We start from the raw sequence: 17268 nt of genomic DNA, 5'->3' as shown, positions 1-17268 counted from the left end.
GGACGGGTTGTGGACATTGCCCGGACAAGCAAGCTAAGTCATTGATAGTAAAGGGACTTGGCGGCCTCGCTTAAAAAATAGGCAAGCACCTTGGATTGGGGTGATTCCGTCAAAAACGCCGCAGGACCACGCTTTGCGGCCTAGTAATCCACACGCAAGGCGGACAGTCTTGTGGATCGATTGTGGACAGTGTCCGAACAAGCTAGCTAAGTCATTGATTTTTAAGGTGCCTCGTACGGCTGCTTAAAAAACGGGCAATGGCCTTTTCCGGCACCGACTTTGCGGAAAAACGCGATGCAGGGCGGTTTGCAGCCGCATAATCCACATCCGGCCGGGACAGTCTTGTGGACGGCCTGTGGACATTGCCCGGACAAGCACATTAAGTGGTTGATTCAAAAGGATGTTTAATGTGCTGCTTAAATAATAGGCAGAGCGGTTTTCCGCGGATAACCGGTGGGCTAGGCTTTGACACCCGCGTTGGAGGGCGGCGATTTATCCACTGCGCCGACGTCACTTTGCGGTTTTCCAGCGTGGCTGTGGATAACTTTGTGAACATCCCTGGGGCGCCTGCGCTAAATGCTTGACGCACAACGAAATTACTTACGCTGCTGAAATTTTGACAAAGGCGGTTTTTTCAACAGAATCAAAGGGTTGCATGAAAATGCCGAGAGCGCGTCACGCCGGTCCTGTCAAGCTTGACAAGGGCGTTATGCTGTGGACAGGTCGCCAGTGCGCCGCCAGTCATCTCCCTCATTCAAGGTAGAAGTCGCCCCGGCGCCCCTTTGCCTTGCGCTGTTCCCACCACTTATGACTACGTCGCCGTCTTCCCGTCGTCCGTTTTGGATGGAGGCTCCCGCCTCAGTCCCCACACCCTCTGCCAGTCCCGCGCCGGCTCCGTCTGCACCGAGCCGGGGCGGGCAGGATGTGCTGACCGTCACCGAGGTCAACCGACGCATTGCCGGGCTGCTGGAGCGCAACTTTCCCCTCGGCTGGGTGCGGGGAGAAATCTCCAATTTCACGCGGGCGGCCAGCGGCCATTGGTATTTCTCGCTCAAGGATGCGGGCGCGCAGATCCGCTGCGTGATGTTCAAGGGCCGCAACCAGTACGCCGATTTCACCCCGCGCGAAGGCGAAGCGGTGGAGGTGCGGGCGCTGGTCACGATGTACGAGGCGCGCGGCGAGCTGCAATTGAGCGTGGAGGGCATTCGCCGGGCGGGCCTCGGCAATCTGTACGAAGCCTTCCTGCGGCTGAAGGCCGCGCTGGAGGCGCAAGGCTTGTTCGACGCCGACCGCAAGCGGCCCCTGCCTCGCCACCCGCGTGCGATTGGGGTGGTGACCTCATTGCAGGCAGCGGCCTTGCGCGACGTACTGACCACGCTGCGCCGACGCGCGCCGCATGTGCCGGTGGTGGTGTATCCCGTGCCGGTGCAGGGTACAGGCGCCTCCGAGCGTATTGCTGCCATGCTGGAGAAGGTCAATGCCCGGGCAGAGGTCGACGTCGTCATCCTGTGCCGGGGCGGCGGCAGCATTGAAGACCTGTGGGCGTTCAACGAAGAGCCGGTCGCCAGGGCCGTGGCAGCTTCCCAGATTCCCATCGTGGCAGGCGTCGGGCACGAGACGGACGTGACCATCGTCGATTTCGTGGCCGACGTGCGCGCGCCCACGCCCACCGGTGCTGCAGAACTGGTCAGCCCCGACCGCGCCCGCATGTTGCGCGATGTGGGGCGCGACTGGGACGCGCTCGCCGCGCAGTTCCGTCGCCAGCTGGATCGCCGCGCCCAGACTGTCGATTGGCTCGCACGCCGCCTGCGCAGCCCGCAGGCGCAGATGCGCGAACGCCGCACGCAGCTGTCGCATCTGGAAGGGCGGCTGCGTTTTGCGCTGACCGGCCGGGTGCAGCGCGCCGAGCACGTGCAGCGGCTGCTGACGATGCGCCTGACCGCTGCCCGTCCGGATATCACGCAGGAACGCGTTAGCCTGCAACGCACCGAGGCCGCGCTGGCACGCGCCATGCGTGACACCTTGGCTCGCGCGCACGACCGCCTGGCGCGCCAGCACACCGGTCTGGAACTACTGGCACCGCAACGCACCCTGGAACGCGGCTATGCGGTTTTGCTCGATGCCCGCGGTCACGCGATCCGCGATCCGAAGGCATTGCACGCGCGTGCGCGCCTCGAGGCCCGGCTGGCGCAAGGCACGGTCAACATCGAAATCGCCCAGGCGCAGCCCAAGCTCGATATGTGACCAGCGCATGACCATGGTACGAATCGGATCGATTCCGCACCTGTTTCACGGGTATTCCGACTATTTGGCGTGCGGTTTGCGCCGGTTTTGCAACTCTCCTACAATCGTCGCTCCCGAGTCACGCAACCCCATACACAACCCACAGAAGGGAAAATCCACATGGCCCACACGCTCCCCCCGCTGCCGTACGCACTCGACGCCCTGGCGCCGACCATCTCCAAGGAAACGCTGGAGTTCCACTACGGCAAGCATCACCAGACCTATGTCACGAACCTGAACAACCTGATCCCGGGTACCGAGTTCGAAAACCTGAGCCTCGAAGAGATCGTCAAGAAGTCCTCGGGCGGCATCTTCAACAACGCCGCACAGGTGTGGAACCACACGTTCTACTGGAATGGCCTGAAGCCGAACGGCGGCGGCGCTCCGACCGGCGCGCTGGCTGACGCCATCAACGCCAAGTGGGGCAGCTTCGACAAGTTCAAGGAAGAGTTCACGAAGACGGCCGTTGGCACCTTCGGTTCGGGCTGGGCCTGGCTGGTGAAGAAGGCCGATGGCTCGCTGGACCTGGTGTCCACCTCGAACGCCGCTACGCCGCTGACCACGGACGCCAAGCCGCTGCTGACCTGCGACGTGTGGGAACACGCCTACTACATCGACTACCGCAACGCGCGTCCGAAGTACGTCGAGGCGTTCTGGACGCTGGTGAACTGGGACTTCGTTGCAGCAAACTTCGCCTAAAGCGAATCGCTCCGGCGACCCAAGAAAAAACCTCCGCACCAGCGGAGGTTTTTTTATGCGCGCACGCTGCCCAACATGTCGTGCAACTCGTGACTCATCATCGCCAGAAAGACCACCAAGCCGATGTAGTACACCGTGTAGGTCAGGCGCGACTCGTTGGAGATGCTGTAGTACGCCCGGTTTTCCGGCGCATGCGGGTCGTAGCGCCAGGCCTTCATCAACTGCGGCACGGCAAGCACCGCAATCAGGATGAGGATCGGGCTGGGGCGCCAGATGAACAGGGCCACCAGCACCGGCACCCCCAGAAACCAGATCCGCGGCGACAGCACCGCCGTGATGCGCCCGCCATCAAACGGCGAGAGCGGGATCAGGTTGAACAGGTTCAGGAAGCAGCCGGCGTACGCCAGCGCGAGCAGCAACTGGCTGCCGGTATAGCGCGCGAGGCCGTAGCAGAGCATCGCGCCCACTGTGCCGGCGACGGGGCCTGCGAGGCCGATGTACGCCTCGGTCTCCACATCCATCGGCTGTTCTTTCAGGTCGATCCACGCCCCCACGAATGGGATGAAGGTGGGCGTGCCCACCGCCAGCCCGCGTTGGCGCGCGGCCATGAAGTGGCCCATCTCGTGGATGAACAGCAGCACCACGAAGCCCACCGCATAGCGCCAGCCGAACACAAAGGCATACGCCACCACCGACAGCAGCATCGTGCCGCCGATGGTCAGCAGCTTGCCGAATTTCAGCCCCGAGAACAGCAGGATCAGCAGCTTGGCCATGATGTCCTTGCGCGCGTGATCAGGCGCTCGGCTTGCGCTTGAAGAACTTGGCGATGGCCGCACCAAAGCCCGCCACCGCCAGGATGGCAATCTTGGCGAACTTGGCCAGGAACGCGGCAATCACGGCAAACAGGCCCAGCTTCTTGACGGCAATACCACCCACCAGCGCGGCCAGACCGTACTCCGCGATCTTGTCAGTCTTCGAGTTGAAATCTGCATAGCGTTTGCCGTCCTTGAAATCGAGATCGGCGAGCAGCTTTTGGACGGCGGGCTTGTCGGCGTCGACGTGGTCGCTGGCGGTGATCAGGTTCAGGCTGATGTAGCCGTCGCGGCCCAGCGCGTAGGTGTTGTAGTTGACCGAGCCCGGATCGTTGGCCGGTTGGCCCTGCGAGCGCGCGGCCATCGACCAGATCAGGCGGTGCGTGGCGGCATCGTAGTGCGGGCGCTCAACCCAGCCCTGGATCTCCAGCGCGGGAATACCACGCTTGGCGCGCTCTTCATTGGCGGCGGCGGTGCCTTCCTTGAGCGACTTGAACAGATCGTCGACGTTCCAGTCCTTGGCATCGTCATCCTTGATGTAGCCCGAGGCTTCGTACTTGGCGACGACCATCCATTCCGCTTCGTCGTTGGTAGGCATGACGAGGCCGAGCATGTCGGGGTTGTCACCGTTGCCCATGGCGTGCATGAGCTGGCCGGCGGCAGGCTGCGGAATGAAGACTTCGTCCTTGCCGATCTTGAGCGTGGCCTGGTCGCGCAGTTCGATCGACGTCGGGCCGGCCTTCGAGGCCGCCTGGGCGGCCGCCCAGGCCTGCTTCATTTCCTGTTCCGGATTGCCGGCCTGTTGCGCGTACGCGGCCGAGACCCCCATGAACGACACGCAAGCAAGCGCGCTCACGCAGGTACGCAGTGCGCCCTGAAACCCCATTCCCATGTGCTTCTCCTGAAGACTTTTTGTGTGTTGATTGGCTCGATGCTTCTACTGCTTTGGCCGCCGCTAAGCGGTCTGCAAGCTGGGCCGAAGCATAGCGGGCGCTGGGGCCGGGGCTGTTAATGGGCGTTAATGAAGCCGTGTGGATTACGGTTGAAGACCCATCTGCCGCAACAGCGTCTGGTTGTCTTCCAGGTGCCAGTTTTCGGCGATCTTGCCGTCGGCAATGCGGTACAGATCGAAGGCCTGGAAGTCGATCGGCTGATTCTGGCCATGGGTGCGGCCGAACTCACCGGTGAAGTGTCCGCGGAACCGCAGGTGCACCGTCACCCGGTCTGCGGCGACGACCATGTCTTCAATCTCTACGCGCATGTCGGGCACGGCCGCACGGAAGGTCTTGGACGCATCCAGCGGGCCCTGCGTGCCCTGCACACGCCCAGCCGGCAGCGTGCGATCGGCAAAGTTGGGCGACAGCGCGGCGGTGGCGTAGCGCGCATCGCCCGTGTGCCAGAAGGTGGCGTAGCGGCGCGCGGCCAGCACGGCGGCGGCAGCTTGCGGCGTGTCGGGTGCGGCCAGGTGGTCGGGGCGGACGAGGTCTGCATCCTCCGCGGCGGCCCATGTCGGGAGCGAGATCAGCGCGGACGCCAGCGCCAAGGCGGCAGCGGTCAATGGGGCGGGGCGAACAAACATGGTGGATTCCGGTGAGTTGTGATGCGCTGCACTGTAGAGCGCTCGCTGGGCACGATAAACGGCCTTTGCGTCGATCCGGTTTCAATTGCGGTTTGATGATCCCGGTTTGAAGGTGGGTGGGCATGCCCGACGCTCACGCAAACGCAATGCCGCGCACGTGATACCCGATATGCCGTATTCGGCGGCGGTCGGATGCCCCGCGCCACGCCGGCTTTTTCTAGACTGCCGCATCACCACATCCACAGTCAGAAAAACGGGAGGGGAGACGATGGACCTGAGCCATATCCTGTCGCGCACCGAGCGCGGCATGCAGGAGCTGCAGACACGCAGCGGGCAACTGACGCATCGGCAGCGCGCCATGCTGCTGCTGATCAACGGCGCGCGGCCTGCGGCGGAGGTGCTGGCGCAGTTGCGCAGCGCCGGCCCCGATGAAGGCGACCTGAGCCATCTGCTGACCGAGGGCTATGTGGCGGCACGGGCCCCCGCGATTGCGGCGCCGCCCAAGCCAAAGCCCGCCCCGCCAGCGCCGGTGGTGGCGCGCCACACCCGGCAGGCGTCGATTGCCGATTGGCGCTTGAGCCAGGCGGGCGCGTTTTCCGCGCTGCAGCGCTATCTCGCCGAAGGGCCAGAGGCGCCGGCCGATTTTCTCAACGGCCTCGCGGCACCGTTGTACGCCGCGCTGGCGACCTGCCGCAGCGAGGTTTCGGCGCACGCTGTGGTTGCGTCGCTGGAGGCGCGCCTCGATGCAGAAGGCTGGAATGTGATCGAATCGTCCTAATTGTAAATACTGAATTTCGATATTTTTCTCATAACTTGGGAATGACTCGTTGATGTAGTGAGAAAACCGTCGCATCCTCCGTCGCACTTGCTGATTCCACGCCACGGAGTGTTTTGCGATGACCGCGCCCGGTTCCGCCCCGCTTGCAGCCCAGCCCGCCGCCGCGACCAGCGGTTCGGACCGCGTGCTGATGGTGCTGGCCACCATCGCGCGCCACGGGCGTCCGGTGGCGGCGCGTGAGCTGGTCGAGCTGACCGGCTTGCCGCAGAGCACGCTGTACCGCCAGGTGGCGATGCTCAAGCGCTGGGGCTTCGTGCTCGAAGCCGCCGGCACGTATGCGCCGGGGCCGATCAGCCTGCAACTCGCGCTGGGTTTCGACCATGCCTCGCACCTGGTGCAGGAAGCGCGCATCGGCATGGCCAAGCTGGTGGCCGAGTCGGGTGAGTCGGTCGGGCTGGTGGTGGCCGTCAAGGACCAGGCTGTGTGCCTGGAGATGGTCGAGAGCCAGCAATCGTTGCGGTGCTCGTTCGAGAAGGGGCGCGGTGTGCCGCTGCTGGCCGGCGCCTCGGCCAAATCGTTGCTCGCATTCATGCCGCCCACGGCCGCGCGCGCCATCCTCGCGGACTTGCTGACCGTCGATCCGGACCACCAAGCGCAACTGCAATCTGAACTCGCTGAAATCCGCGCTGCGGGCTACGCGCTGTCCGAAGGTGAAGTCGACCCGGGCGTGTGGGGCGTGAGCGCGCCGGTGTTCCGCATGCCCGGCCATGCGCTTGGCTCCATCACGTTGATGGCGCCGGCCACGCGCGTGCGCGGCAAGGAGCAGCGCCTGATCGACATGACCCTCGCGGCCGCCCGGTCCATTTCCGCAAGGCTGCAGGACATCTGAGGCTTCGTCTTTTTTTCTCACCCCACAGGCATACAAGGAGACCACTCATGGGGAATCGCCGTCGTTTCATGCATTCGATGCTGGCTGGTGCCGTGGCGCTGTCTGCTGCGGCGTCTTTCGGGTCGGCTGCACACGCTGCGGGGGAGCCGCTGCGTGTGGCCACCGACGCCACTTTCGCGCCGATGGAGTTTGTCGAAAACGGCAAGCGCACCGGCTTTGATATCGATCTGGTCGAAGCGCTCGCGCGCACCATGGGCCGCCCGGTCGAATGGACCGACATCGACTTCAAGGGGCTCGTCCCGGGCCTGATCTCGCGCCGCTTTGACGTGGCCATCTCGGGCATCTACATCACGCCCGAGCGCAAGAAAGTGGTGGACTTTACCGAGCCGTACTACCGCGGCGGCCTGGTGGCGATGGTCAAGCAGGGCAACACCGCCATCAAGACGCCGGCTGACCTGAACGGCAAGAAGGTGAGCGTGCAGGTGGGCACCAAGTCGGTCAACTACCTGAAGGAAAACTACCCGCAGGTCGAGCGCGTGGAAGTCGAGAAGAACGAGCAGATGTTCAACCTCGTCGAGATCGGTCGCGCTGATGCGGCGGTCACCGGCCGCCCGGCCGCCGCGTACTACGTGAAGATGCGCCCCGGCCTGCGCCTGGTCGAGCCGGCGCTGACGACCGAGGAATACGGCATCGCGGTGCGCCGTGACCAGCCTGAGTTGACCAAGGCGCTGAACGCCGCGCTCGCCAAGATCAAGGCCGACGGCACGTACGACCAGATCCTCAAGAAGTGGTTTGGCGCTGCCGCCAAGTAACGACGACCGGACACACTGATGGAATTGGACTTTTCTCCCGTCTGGGCGGGGTGGGCCGACATTCTCCACGGGGCGCTCGTCACCGTGGAGGTGACGGCTGTCGCGCTGATGCTCGGCTGCGTGCTGGGCCTGTTGGTCGGCATCGGCCGGCTGAACCCGCGCCGGCGCTTCATCTACGGCATCTGCACGGTGTACGTGACGTTCATCCGCGGCACGCCGCTGCTGGTGCAGCTCTTCCTGCTGTTCTTCGGGCTGCCGCAGTTCGACATCCTGCTGCCGGCGTTTGTGTGCGGTGTGCTGGGGCTGGGCGTGTATTCGGGCGCCTATGTGTCGGAGATCGTGCGTGGTGCGATCCAGTCGGTGGACCGCGGGCAGATGGAAGCGGCGCGCTCGATCGGCATGTCGTCGGCGCAATCGATGCGCGCGATCATCCTGCCGCAGGCCGTGGTGCGGATGATCCCGCCGCTGGGCAACGAGTTCATCGCGCTGATCAAGAACTCGGCGCTGGTATCGCTGCTCACGATCCACGATCTCATGCACGAGGGGCAGAAGATCATCAGCGTGTCGTACCGCTCGCTGGAGGTGTATCTGGCGATTGCGCTGGTGTACCTCGTGCTGACGAGCGCCGCGAGCTATCTCCTGCACAGGCTTGAACGCAACATCCGTGCGGGAGGCATGGTGCAATGAACATGACGAATGCGAACCCGCAAACACTGAAATCCGCACTGGATGTGCCCATGATCCAGATTCGCGGCCTCACCAAATCGTACGGCGATCACACCGTGCTCAAGGGCATCGACTTTGAAGTCAACGCCTCGCAGGTGGTGGTGGTGATCGGCCCCAGCGGCTCGGGCAAGAGCACGTTCCTGCGCTGCTGCAACGGGCTCGAAGTGCCCGAAGGCGGCACCATCGACATCTGCGGCAAGCGGCTGATCGACAACGGCACGATGCTGCCGGAGAGCGACCTGAATCATCTGCGCCAGCAGGTCGGCATGGTGTTCCAGTCGTTCAACCTATTCCCGCATCTTTCGGTGCTGCACAACGTCACCATCGGCCCACGCATGCTGCGCGGCAAGTCAAAGAGCGAGGCGGAAACCGAAGCGCGTGAACTGCTGCAGAAAGTGGGGTTGGCGCATAAGGCCGACGCAATGCCCGCGAGCCTTTCCGGCGGTCAGAAGCAGCGTGTGGCGATTGCCCGCGCGCTGGCGATGCAGCCCAAGGTGATGCTGTTCGACGAGCCGACGTCTGCACTCGACCCCGAACTCGTCGGCGAGGTGCTGCAGGTGATGAAGCTGCTCGCCAAGGAAGGCATGACGATGCTGGTCGTCACGCACGAGATGGGCTTTGCGCGTGAAGTGGCCGACGTGGTGGTGGTGATGGACGGCGGCGGCATCGTCGAGGCCGGGCCGCCGTCGGTCATCTTCGGTGAGCCCAAGGAAGCGCGTACACGTTCGTTCCTGCAAGCGGTGCTGACACGCGCATGACGATGACCGCAGCTGCAACGTTCGATGCTTCCATCTGGCAGGGCCGCAACGACACGGGCGAGCGCGGTGACGTCACGCGCCTGTTCCAGATCGTTCGGCCGGCCGACGCGATGAACCTGTCGGGCGCGCCTGCCGTGCTCGGCTTCGCCTGCGATGCGGGCGTGGTGCGCAACCACGGCCGTGCGGGTGCGGCGCAAGGTCCGCGAGAGATTCGTCGTGCGCTGGCCAACGTGCCCGCGCACGGCCTCGCGCAACTGGCCGACGCTGGCGACGTAACGTGCGATGACGCCGATCTGGAACGCGCGCAAGCGGCTCTCGGCGATGCCGTCTTTAAACTGCTCGATGCCGGTGCCCGTCCGGTGGTGCTCGGCGGTGGCCATGAGGTGGCGTTCGGCACGTATCAAGGCTTGCGCAAGCATTGGCAGAAACAAGGCTGGCGCGGGCGTTTGGCCATCGTCAACTTCGACGCGCATTTCGACCTGCGCACCAGCCGCCCCGGCAACTCCGGCACGCCGTTCGACCAGATCGCCGAAGACTGCGCCGCACACGGCATCGACCTGACGTATTGCTGCCTGGGTGTGAGCCGCCTGTCCAACACGCCCGCTTTGTTCGATCGCGCCGATACACTGCACGCGCACTACGTGGAAGACACCCACGTGCAGGAGCGCCACCTCGACGCGCGCATGACGGACTTGAGCACTTGGCTGGCCGATGCGGATCACGTCTATCTGACCATCGACATGGATGTGCTCGCCGCCGCCGTGGCGCCGGGCGTATCTGCGCCTGCCGCATACGGCATCACCCTGCCGGTGCTCGAAACGCTGGTGCAGCACGTGTGCGCCACGGGCAAGGTGCGCGTGGCGGACATCGCAGAAACCAACCCCGCATACGACCAGGACCGCCGCACCGTACGTGTGGCGGCACGCTTGGCCTATCACTTGTTGCGACGCGCATGAAGCTGATTCCTGCTAGCGCCATGCGCCGCATGCCGTGGAAGAACGGCGGCGGCGTCACCACCGAAATCGCCATCGCCCCCGCAGGCGCCACGCTGGACAACTTCGACTGGCGCATCAGCACCGCGCAGGTGGATGCAGCGGGGCCGTTCTCGCGCTTTGTTGGCATCGACCGCTCGCTGGCGGTGATCGCAGGGGGGCGGCTGACGATGCATCGCGCGGATGGCGACGCTTTAACGCTCGCCCCCGGCGAGGCACCCGTGCGCTTCCCCGGCGAGGTGGATATCCACGCCACGCTCGATGCGCCGCTGAGCGATTTCAACGTGATGACGCGGCGTAGCACGTGGGCGCATCACGCCGAGGAGATTGTGCTGTCGGCCGGTGAGCGGCGCGCATTGCCGTGTGTGCACCCCGGCATGCAATGGCTGGTGTATTGCGTGCAGGGTGGGCTGGCGGTTGGCGCCGTCGACGTCGAGCCAGGTGCTGCGCTCTGGCTGGATGCGCCCACCGGGCATGACACGCTCGTCGCGCAAATCGGCTCGGCCGGTTTTCTCGTCGGCACGTGGCCGGTGACGTAAGCCGGCAGCCGATTCAACGCACCCAAAGAAAAGGGACCCCGTAGGGTCCCTTGCAAGTCTCCCGGCTCCGCACGACTGCGGGGCGCGGCAGAAGACTCTTACTTCTTCTTGTTCACGGCGTCCTTGAAGCCCTTGCCAGCCGTGAACTTCACGGTCTTGGTTGCCGGGATCTTGATGGCTTCGCCGGTGCGCGGGTTGCGGCCGGTGCGTGCTGCACGCTTGCCCGACGAGAACGAACCGAAGCCAACCAGCGTGATGGTGCCGCCCTTGGCGACGGTCTTCTTGATGTTGTCCAGCGCGGAGTTCAGCGCGCGCTCTGCGGCGGCGTTGCTCAGTTCAGCGTCTTTCGCAATGGCGGCTACGAGTTCGGATTTGGTCGTCATGTCAGTTCCCCACTTCAGGTTTGTTGGACAGCGTTGTACTGCGACCCGTTTTATATCACCGTTGCAGAAGGTTGCACATCCCCTACCTGCAAGGGTTTGCGGGCCGTTGCTCGCAACCGACACTTGTCCTGCCTAGGTTTGCGGGCGGGTATCCGGGAAAAACCTGATATCGACAGGGTTTGTTTGCATTTCAGTCAGTCTTTCACGCACCGAAAACGCGCAGACCGAGCCTCCAAAAACCCACACGCCGGCCGCCGTACACTGTCCTTTTTCGGTCCACGACAACCTCACGGAGACCATCATGTCGAGTTCGCAAGCGCCCGTCGCACAAGGCTCGGAGGCGGAGGACGATGCCACGGAGCCGCCGCGCGGGCCCGCTGTGCTGGTGGCGGGAGCCAATGGATTGGTGGGGCGTGCGGTCGTGCGCCGCCTGGTGGCGCAGACCTGGGCGAGCAGTGTGACGGCACTGGTCAGGCGGCCGGGCGCCTTGGCATCGGGACAGGCGATGCCGGGTCGGTTGCGTGAGTGCGTGGTCGATTTCGAGCGGCTGGACGCGCCTGAAGCGCAGGCCGCGCTGGCGGCGGACATCGTGATCTGCGCGTTGGGCACGACCATCCGGCAGGCCGGTTCGCAGGCGGCGTTCCGGCGCGTGGATGTGGACTATCCGGCGGAACTGGCGCGCCGTGTGTTTGCTGCAGGCGCCCATCATTTCCTGCTGGTGACGGCGCTCGGGGCGGATACGCATTCGAGCGTGTTCTACAACCGCTGCAAGGGCGAGGCGGAGGCCGCGATCCTGTCGGTCGGCTTTCCGTCCGTCACGATCGTGCGGCCCTCGTTGATGCTGGGTGCGCGTGCAGAACGCCGCCCCGCAGAACGTATTGCACAAAACCTATCGACGATGCTCGGCTGGATGGTGCCGGCCACCTGGCGGCCTGTGCCTGCGGAGTCGGTGGCGGCGGCGCTAGTCAACGCGGCCCGCGTGGATGCGCCGGGTGTGCGTGTGCTGGAGAACGCAGCATTGCTGGCCACCAAAGACGAACGGCCGGTGGGTTGAGCCACCGGCCGTGATCACTGCAGCGGGTTCAACTGATTATTTCTCGATCGGCTTGCCCGTGCGGTCGTGCATCAGCGACAGCGCAAACACGCTGATGATGGCGGCCACCATCACGTAGTACGACGGCGCCAGCTTGCTGCCCGTGCTGGCAATCAGCCATGTCACGATCAGCGGGGCGAAGCCGCCGAAGATCGTCACCGCCAGGTTGTACGAAATCGACAGGCCGGTGGAGCGCACGGCGGTCGGGAACTGCTCGGCCAGAACGGCCGGTGCGGGCCCCGTGAATGCCGCCAGCAGCACGCCCAGGATCACCTGTACCTGCAGCAGCGTCTGCACGCTCGGGCTGACGTTCAACCAGTGGAAGAGCGGGTACGCCACGGCGGCAATCACCAGCGCCACCGTGCCGAGCATGCGCTTGCGGCCAACGCGGTCCGACAGCGTGCCCATGAGCGGGCACAGCACCAGGATGATCGCGCCGCACAGCGCGGTGGACTGGAACGTTGCGCCCAGCGGCAAGCCGAGCTGCTGCTTGGCGTACGTCGGCATGTAGAACACCAGCGTGTACGTGCAGACCGTCCACAGGATGGTCACGCCCAGGCCGCCGAGCACTTCGCGCGGATGATCGCGAAACACTTGCGACAGCGGCGCCAGGCGCGATTCCTTCGCGGCGCGCGCCTTTTGTTGTTCAAACGCGGGCGGCTCGTGCAGGTGCGAGCGGATGTACATGCCCACCGGGCCGATCAGCAGGCCGAACAGGAACGGAATGCGCCAACCCCAGGCGTCGATCTGCTCGGGCGTGAAGCTGTTCGTGACGATCGCGCCCATGGCCGCGCCGAGCATGAACGAAATGCCCTGGCTGGCCTGCTGCCAGCTGGCGAAGTAGCCGCGTTTTTCGTCGGGTGCGTATTCGATGAGGAACGCCGTGGCGCCGCCGACTTCACCGCCGGCCGAGAAGCCCTGTATCAGCCGCGCGATCACGATCAGGATGGGCGCGCCGATACCAATCTGCCCATACGTCGGTGCCAGCCCGATGATGGCCGTGCCCAGCGCCATCAGCAGGATGGTGAGCGTAAGCGCCGCCTTGCGGCCCACGCGATCAGCGTAGACGCCGAGCACCACCGCGCCGACCGGTCGCATGAAGAACCCCACGCCAAACGTGGCGACCGTCAGCATGAACGAGGTGAAATCATTGCCAGTGGGGAAGAACAGCTTGGCAATGATGACGGCAAAGAAGCTGTAGACCGTAAAGTCGAACCATTCGAGGCCGTTGCCGATGGTGGCGGCAATGATGGCCTTGCGTCGGGTGGCCGCAGAGATGGCCGGTGCCGGTGCACGATCGCCCCGGGCGGGCGCCGTCGTGGCTTCGGTGGCTTGCATGGATGTGTCCTCCAGTGTGTGTGGGCATCGCCGGCCGCGTTCTCTCTCCCCCGCGCGACAGGCGAAGCGGCCATGGTAAGTGATCCGGCAATGATTCACAGCGCACCGGTATACGAAGTCCTTGGAATTGAACACCTCCAACATGGTCGAATGCATATCTGCCTATCCATATGCATTCAACGGAGCACATCATGAACCCGACACCGCAACCGGCGCGCCGTTCAGCGGCAACCTTCGCGCCCGCTTTGGCCCTCTGCGCGGCGGCACTACTGGCCGGGTGCGTGGTCGCGCCGTACTACGACGCCTACGGCAATCCGGTCGCACCCGCGGCAGTGGCGCCCGTGGCCGCTTATCCGGCCTATCCCTACGATCCGTATGCCTACTACGGCCCGGCCGTGTATCCGGCGCCGGTGTACGGCAGCGTGTGGATCGGTGGAGGCGGGTGCTGGGGCTGCCACCGGGGTTGGGGCGGGCGTGGATGGGGTGGCCGAGGTTGGGGACACGGAGGCTGGGGTCACCATCATTGAACGCGCGCCATTCATCGCCAACGTGACGCAAAGGCCCGCCGGGCGCGCTTGAACGCCAATTCCGCCGTCAGTTCAATACGCGTGATTGCGTAACGGAATCTGCTGCATCGCGACATACAATCCCTCGCTCATAAAACCAAAACAATGTGCGAGGAGATTGTCGATGTCCGTCATCGTCGTGCTGGCCGCGCTGGCATTCCTGATGTTTGCCGCGTATCGCGGTTACAGCGTCATTCTGTTTGCACCGCTGGCTGCCCTGGGCGCGGTGCTCCTGACCGATCCGTCCGCCGTGGCGCCGGTCTTTGCCGGCATCTTCATGGAGAAGATGGTCGGCTTCGTCAAACTGTATTTCCCGGTGTTCCTGCTCGGTGCCGTGTTCGGCAAGGTGATCGAGCTGTCGGGTTTCTCGCGCTCGATCGTGGCGTCGGTCATCCGCGTGGTGGGGGCCAAACGCGCGATGCTGTCCATCGTGCTGGTGTGCGCGTTGCTCACCTACGGGGGCGTGTCGCTGTTCGTGGTGGTGTTTGCGGTGTACCCGTTTGCGGCGGAGATGTTCCGTCAGGGCAACATCCCTAAGCGCCTGATTCCGGGCACGATTGCGCTGGGTGCGTTCTCGTTCACGATGGACTCGCTGCCGGGCACGCCGCAGATTCAGAACATCATCCCGACCACGTTCTTCCACACCACGTCTTGGGCCGCGCCTTGGCTGGGCACGATCGGCGCGCTGTTCATCATCGCAGTCGGCATGTCGTATCTGGAGTGGCGCCGCCGCGTGGCCGCACGCAATGGCCACGGCTACGACCACGGCCTGACCAAGCTCGTCAACGAACCTGAAACCGCCGAGGGCGGCAAGCTCGCGCACCCGCTCGTCGCGCTGCTGCCGCTGGTGCTGGTGGGGGTGATGAACCTGCTGTTCACGCGCTGGATTCCGACGTGGTACGGCAAGGTCGTCACCGTTGCGCTGCCGGGTCTGCCCAAGCCGCTGACGGTGGAAGCCGACAAGATGACGGCGATCTGGGCCGTGGAGGCGGCACTGCTGATCGGCATCATCGTGGTGATCGTGTTTGGCTTCCGTGCGGTGAAGGACCGCTTTGCCGAGGGCAGCAAGTCGGCCGTGGCCGGTGCGTTGCTGGCGGCCATGAACACGGCGTCGGAATATGGCTTTGGCGGTGTCATCGCTGCGCTGCCGGGCTTCCTGGTGCTGGCTGAAGGCCTGCGTGCCATTCCGAATCCACTCGTCAATGAAGCGGTGACGGTCAGCACGCTCGCGGGCATCACCGGTTCGGCATCAGGCGGCATGAGCATTGCGCTCGCGGCGATGGCCGATCAGTTTGTGCAAGCCGCGCAGGCCACGGGCATTCCGATGGAAGTGCTGCACCGCGTGGCGTCGATGGCCTCGGGTGGCATGGATACGCTGCCGCACAACGGCGCCGTCATCACGCTGTTGGCCGTGACGGGCCTGACGCACCGCGAGGCGTATCGCGATGTGTTCTGCGTCACCATCATCAAGACGCTGGCGGTGTTCTTTGTGATTGCCGTGTTCTACGCGACTGGCATCGTGTGACACCACCGTTGCTGCAACAAAAAAGCCACCGAAGTCCGGTGGCTTTTTTTCTGTGTGTCGCGTACTCGGCTTTTGAACTACTGGCCGTTCACCGCTTCGGAACTGCGGTCACGGCAAACGCGCTGCGCTTCGCCGACCAGCGAGTCGCATTGGTTGGCGCGGCGTGACCAGAAGGCGTGGTCTGACGATGTCTGTGCGCTCTCCTTGCCCTTGCGGTGCGTGACGTGCTTGTTGACCCACTTGTCGGTCTTCACATGCGCGTGGTGCACTTTCTGCTTGAGCGTGCCCGGCGTCGCGTGAGGTTGCGCACCGGTGGCGCTGTTGTGATAGCCGGGGTTCTCGGCCGCATCGGCGTTGCGCTGGACTTGCGTGCGCGGGCCTTCCATGGGGCTGTTGACCCCCGTCACGGCGCTGTGATCCTTCTGCTGTGCGTGCGCTGGCGCCACGCCGATCCACGCACAGGCGGCCATGGCGATGAGGGAGGCTAGCGTTGACATCTTGCGTGCTTGCATACTCGTTCTCCTTGTTGTGAACGGAGCGGACTCCACGACACGCATGCGACGTGCCATCGAGGCGCTCGCCCCGAACGTCACAATAGGAAAGCGGCTACCCAGCCAACAGTAGGACGTTGGCGGAACCGGCTGTCGGACAAACGCCGTCAATGTGCCAACAAAGCGCCGCGGCTCAGGCGCGCAAGAACAACCACACCGTCAGCACGATACCGACGATGACGACGAAGCCGCGCAGCACCTTCTCGGGCAACCGGTGCAGCAGCCACGCGCCGGCGAATCCGCCCGCGATGCCGCCGATGCCCAGCGCCAGCACGGCCGCCCAGTTCACCTGCGGCGAAAACGCGAACACCGCCACGGCGGAGGCATTCATCGTCATGGCGAGCACGTTCTTGGTGGCGCCGGCCATGCGCACCTGCTGGCCCGCCACGGTGAGCGCGGCCAGCATCAGAAAGCCGATGCCGCCGCCGAAGTACCCACCGTAAATGGCAATCGCAAACTGGATCGTCGCCAGCGTGGTGGTCGACATGCCGGCCGCTGCGTGCAGCGGTTTGCGCCGGAAGCTGCCCCACGCAAACACGCTGGTGGCAAAGAGCACGAGATACGGCACCAGCCTGGCAAAGAACGATGGCGGCGTCGCCAGCAGCAACAGCGCACCCAGCACGCCCCCGATGAGACTGATGACGATGAGCTGCTTGAGCGACAGGTGGTGCTCGCCCGCATCCACGCCGCCTGCGAGCTTGCGCCCGGCAATCGACGAGGTGATCTGACTGGGAAACAGCGCGATGGTCGACGTCATGTTGGCTGCCAGCGGGTTCAGCCCCGCCAGCAGCAGCGCCGGAAACGTGATGAACGACCCGCCGCCCGCGAGGGCATTCTGCGCGCCGGCATAGACGCCGGCCGCTGCGACGAGCAGGGCGGTGGAAAAGGAAAGCGTGGTCATGGGGCAGGCGCAGATAAGGCGCGCGGCAAGAAGTACCGCGCATG

19 protein-coding genes are annotated in these 17268 nt (G+C 64.5%); 12 read left to right on the top strand and 7 right to left on the bottom strand.

Features of this window, described 5'->3' with window-relative positions; translation table 11 throughout:
* Positions 1-843 precede the first annotated feature (843 nt).
* Entirely contained in the window at positions 844-2244 is a 1401-nt protein-coding gene (gene xseA / locus ACS7SF_RS05040; RefSeq protein ID WP_439891958.1) for an exodeoxyribonuclease VII large subunit, read from the top strand.
* A 159-nt stretch (positions 2245-2403) separates the two neighbouring features.
* Positions 2404-2982, top strand: coding sequence for a superoxide dismutase [Fe] (gene sodB, locus ACS7SF_RS05035; protein ID WP_439891957.1), 579 nt, complete (start codon positions 2404-2406; stop codon positions 2980-2982).
* Positions 2983-3035: 53 nt separating this feature from the next.
* On the opposite strand, the gene ACS7SF_RS05030 is transcribed toward sodB, so the two are convergent.
* The 3 genes from ACS7SF_RS05030 to ACS7SF_RS05020 form a co-directional block, all read right to left on the bottom strand.
* Positions 3036-3755 carry a site-2 protease family protein gene (locus ACS7SF_RS05030; protein ID WP_439891956.1) on the bottom strand — a complete coding sequence of 240 codons (720 nt, stop codon included), beginning with the start codon at positions 3753-3755 and terminating at the stop codon, positions 3036-3038.
* 19 nt (positions 3756-3774) lie between these two features.
* Complete coding sequence (locus ACS7SF_RS05025; protein ID WP_439891955.1) at positions 3775-4686, bottom strand: DUF2167 domain-containing protein; 912 nt, start codon at positions 4684-4686, stop codon at positions 3775-3777.
* Between the two features lie 144 nt (positions 4687-4830).
* Complete coding sequence (locus ACS7SF_RS05020) at positions 4831-5373, bottom strand: ester cyclase (RefSeq protein ID WP_439891954.1); 543 nt, start codon at positions 5371-5373, stop codon at positions 4831-4833.
* 268 nt (positions 5374-5641) lie between these two features.
* On the opposite strand from ACS7SF_RS05020, the gene ACS7SF_RS05015 reads away from it, so the two are divergent.
* The 7 genes from ACS7SF_RS05015 to ACS7SF_RS04985 all read left to right on the top strand — a co-directional run bounded on the left by ACS7SF_RS05015 (position 5642) and on the right by ACS7SF_RS04985 (position 10867).
* Complete coding sequence (locus ACS7SF_RS05015) at positions 5642-6151, top strand: hypothetical protein (protein WP_439891953.1); 510 nt, start codon at positions 5642-5644, stop codon at positions 6149-6151.
* A gap of 118 nt (positions 6152-6269) precedes the next feature.
* Complete coding sequence (locus ACS7SF_RS05010) at positions 6270-7040, top strand: IclR family transcriptional regulator (protein WP_439891952.1); 771 nt, start codon at positions 6270-6272, stop codon at positions 7038-7040.
* A gap of 47 nt (positions 7041-7087) precedes the next feature.
* Positions 7088-7852 carry a glutamine ABC transporter substrate-binding protein gene (locus ACS7SF_RS05005; RefSeq protein WP_439891951.1) on the top strand — a complete coding sequence of 255 codons (765 nt, stop codon included), beginning with the start codon at positions 7088-7090 and terminating at the stop codon, positions 7850-7852.
* A gap of 18 nt (positions 7853-7870) precedes the next feature.
* Entirely contained in the window at positions 7871-8539 is a 669-nt protein-coding gene (locus ACS7SF_RS05000) for an amino acid ABC transporter permease (protein ID WP_439891950.1), read from the top strand.
* A complete protein-coding gene (locus ACS7SF_RS04995; RefSeq protein ID WP_439891949.1) occupies positions 8536-9336 on the top strand; it encodes an amino acid ABC transporter ATP-binding protein in 801 nt (266 codons plus the stop codon). The genes ACS7SF_RS05000 and ACS7SF_RS04995 overlap by 4 nt, the downstream gene beginning before the upstream one ends.
* Positions 9333-10292, top strand: a complete 960-nt coding sequence (gene hutG / locus ACS7SF_RS04990; RefSeq protein WP_439891948.1) for a formimidoylglutamase — start codon at positions 9333-9335, stop codon at positions 10290-10292. The genes ACS7SF_RS04995 and hutG overlap by 4 nt, the downstream gene beginning before the upstream one ends.
* On the top strand, positions 10289-10867 hold the full coding sequence (locus ACS7SF_RS04985) for a HutD/Ves family protein (protein WP_439891947.1): 579 nt from the start codon (positions 10289-10291) through the stop codon (positions 10865-10867). Before hutG ends, ACS7SF_RS04985 begins: the two co-directional genes overlap by 4 nt.
* A 98-nt stretch (positions 10868-10965) precedes the next feature.
* Here the strand turns inward: ACS7SF_RS04985 and ACS7SF_RS04980 are convergent, their stop codons facing one another.
* A complete protein-coding gene (locus tag ACS7SF_RS04980) occupies positions 10966-11250 on the bottom strand; it encodes an HU family DNA-binding protein (protein WP_426394646.1) in 285 nt (94 codons plus the stop codon).
* Positions 11251-11551: 301 nt separating this feature from the next.
* Between ACS7SF_RS04980 and ACS7SF_RS04975 the strand changes: the two genes are divergently transcribed.
* A complete protein-coding gene (locus tag ACS7SF_RS04975) occupies positions 11552-12304 on the top strand; it encodes an oxidoreductase (RefSeq protein WP_439891946.1) in 753 nt (250 codons plus the stop codon).
* Between the two features lie 36 nt (positions 12305-12340).
* Here ACS7SF_RS04975 and ACS7SF_RS04970 read toward each other — a convergent pair whose 3' ends face one another.
* Positions 12341-13681 carry an MFS transporter gene (locus ACS7SF_RS04970; RefSeq protein ID WP_439891945.1) on the bottom strand — a complete coding sequence of 447 codons (1341 nt, stop codon included), beginning with the start codon at positions 13679-13681 and terminating at the stop codon, positions 12341-12343.
* 191 nt (positions 13682-13872) lie between these two features.
* Between ACS7SF_RS04970 and ACS7SF_RS04965 the strand changes: the two genes are divergently transcribed.
* Together ACS7SF_RS04965 and ACS7SF_RS04960 are read left to right on the top strand one after the other, a co-directional pair.
* Complete coding sequence (locus ACS7SF_RS04965; protein WP_439891944.1) at positions 13873-14208, top strand: hypothetical protein; 336 nt, start codon at positions 13873-13875, stop codon at positions 14206-14208.
* 163 nt (positions 14209-14371) lie between these two features.
* The gene (locus ACS7SF_RS04960) at positions 14372-15772 is read left to right on the top strand and encodes a GntP family permease (RefSeq protein WP_439891943.1); all 1401 of its coding nucleotides are present in this window, start codon (positions 14372-14374) and stop codon (positions 15770-15772) included.
* A 77-nt stretch (positions 15773-15849) separates the two neighbouring features.
* On the opposite strand, the gene ACS7SF_RS04955 is transcribed toward ACS7SF_RS04960, so the two are convergent.
* The gene (locus ACS7SF_RS04955; protein WP_439891942.1) at positions 15850-16284 is read right to left on the bottom strand and encodes a hypothetical protein; all 435 of its coding nucleotides are present in this window, start codon (positions 16282-16284) and stop codon (positions 15850-15852) included.
* Between the two features lie 172 nt (positions 16285-16456).
* Positions 16457-17224, bottom strand: a complete 768-nt coding sequence (locus tag ACS7SF_RS04950) for a sulfite exporter TauE/SafE family protein (RefSeq protein ID WP_426394636.1) — start codon at positions 17222-17224, stop codon at positions 16457-16459.
* Between the last annotated feature and the right edge of the window lie 44 nt (positions 17225-17268).

Origin of the sequence: Ralstonia sp. 25C (assembly GCF_051904805.1) — a bacterium.
Taxonomy (GTDB): Bacteria; Pseudomonadota; Gammaproteobacteria; order Burkholderiales; family Burkholderiaceae; genus Ralstonia.
This window is presented reverse-complemented; position numbering and strand designations above follow the sequence as displayed.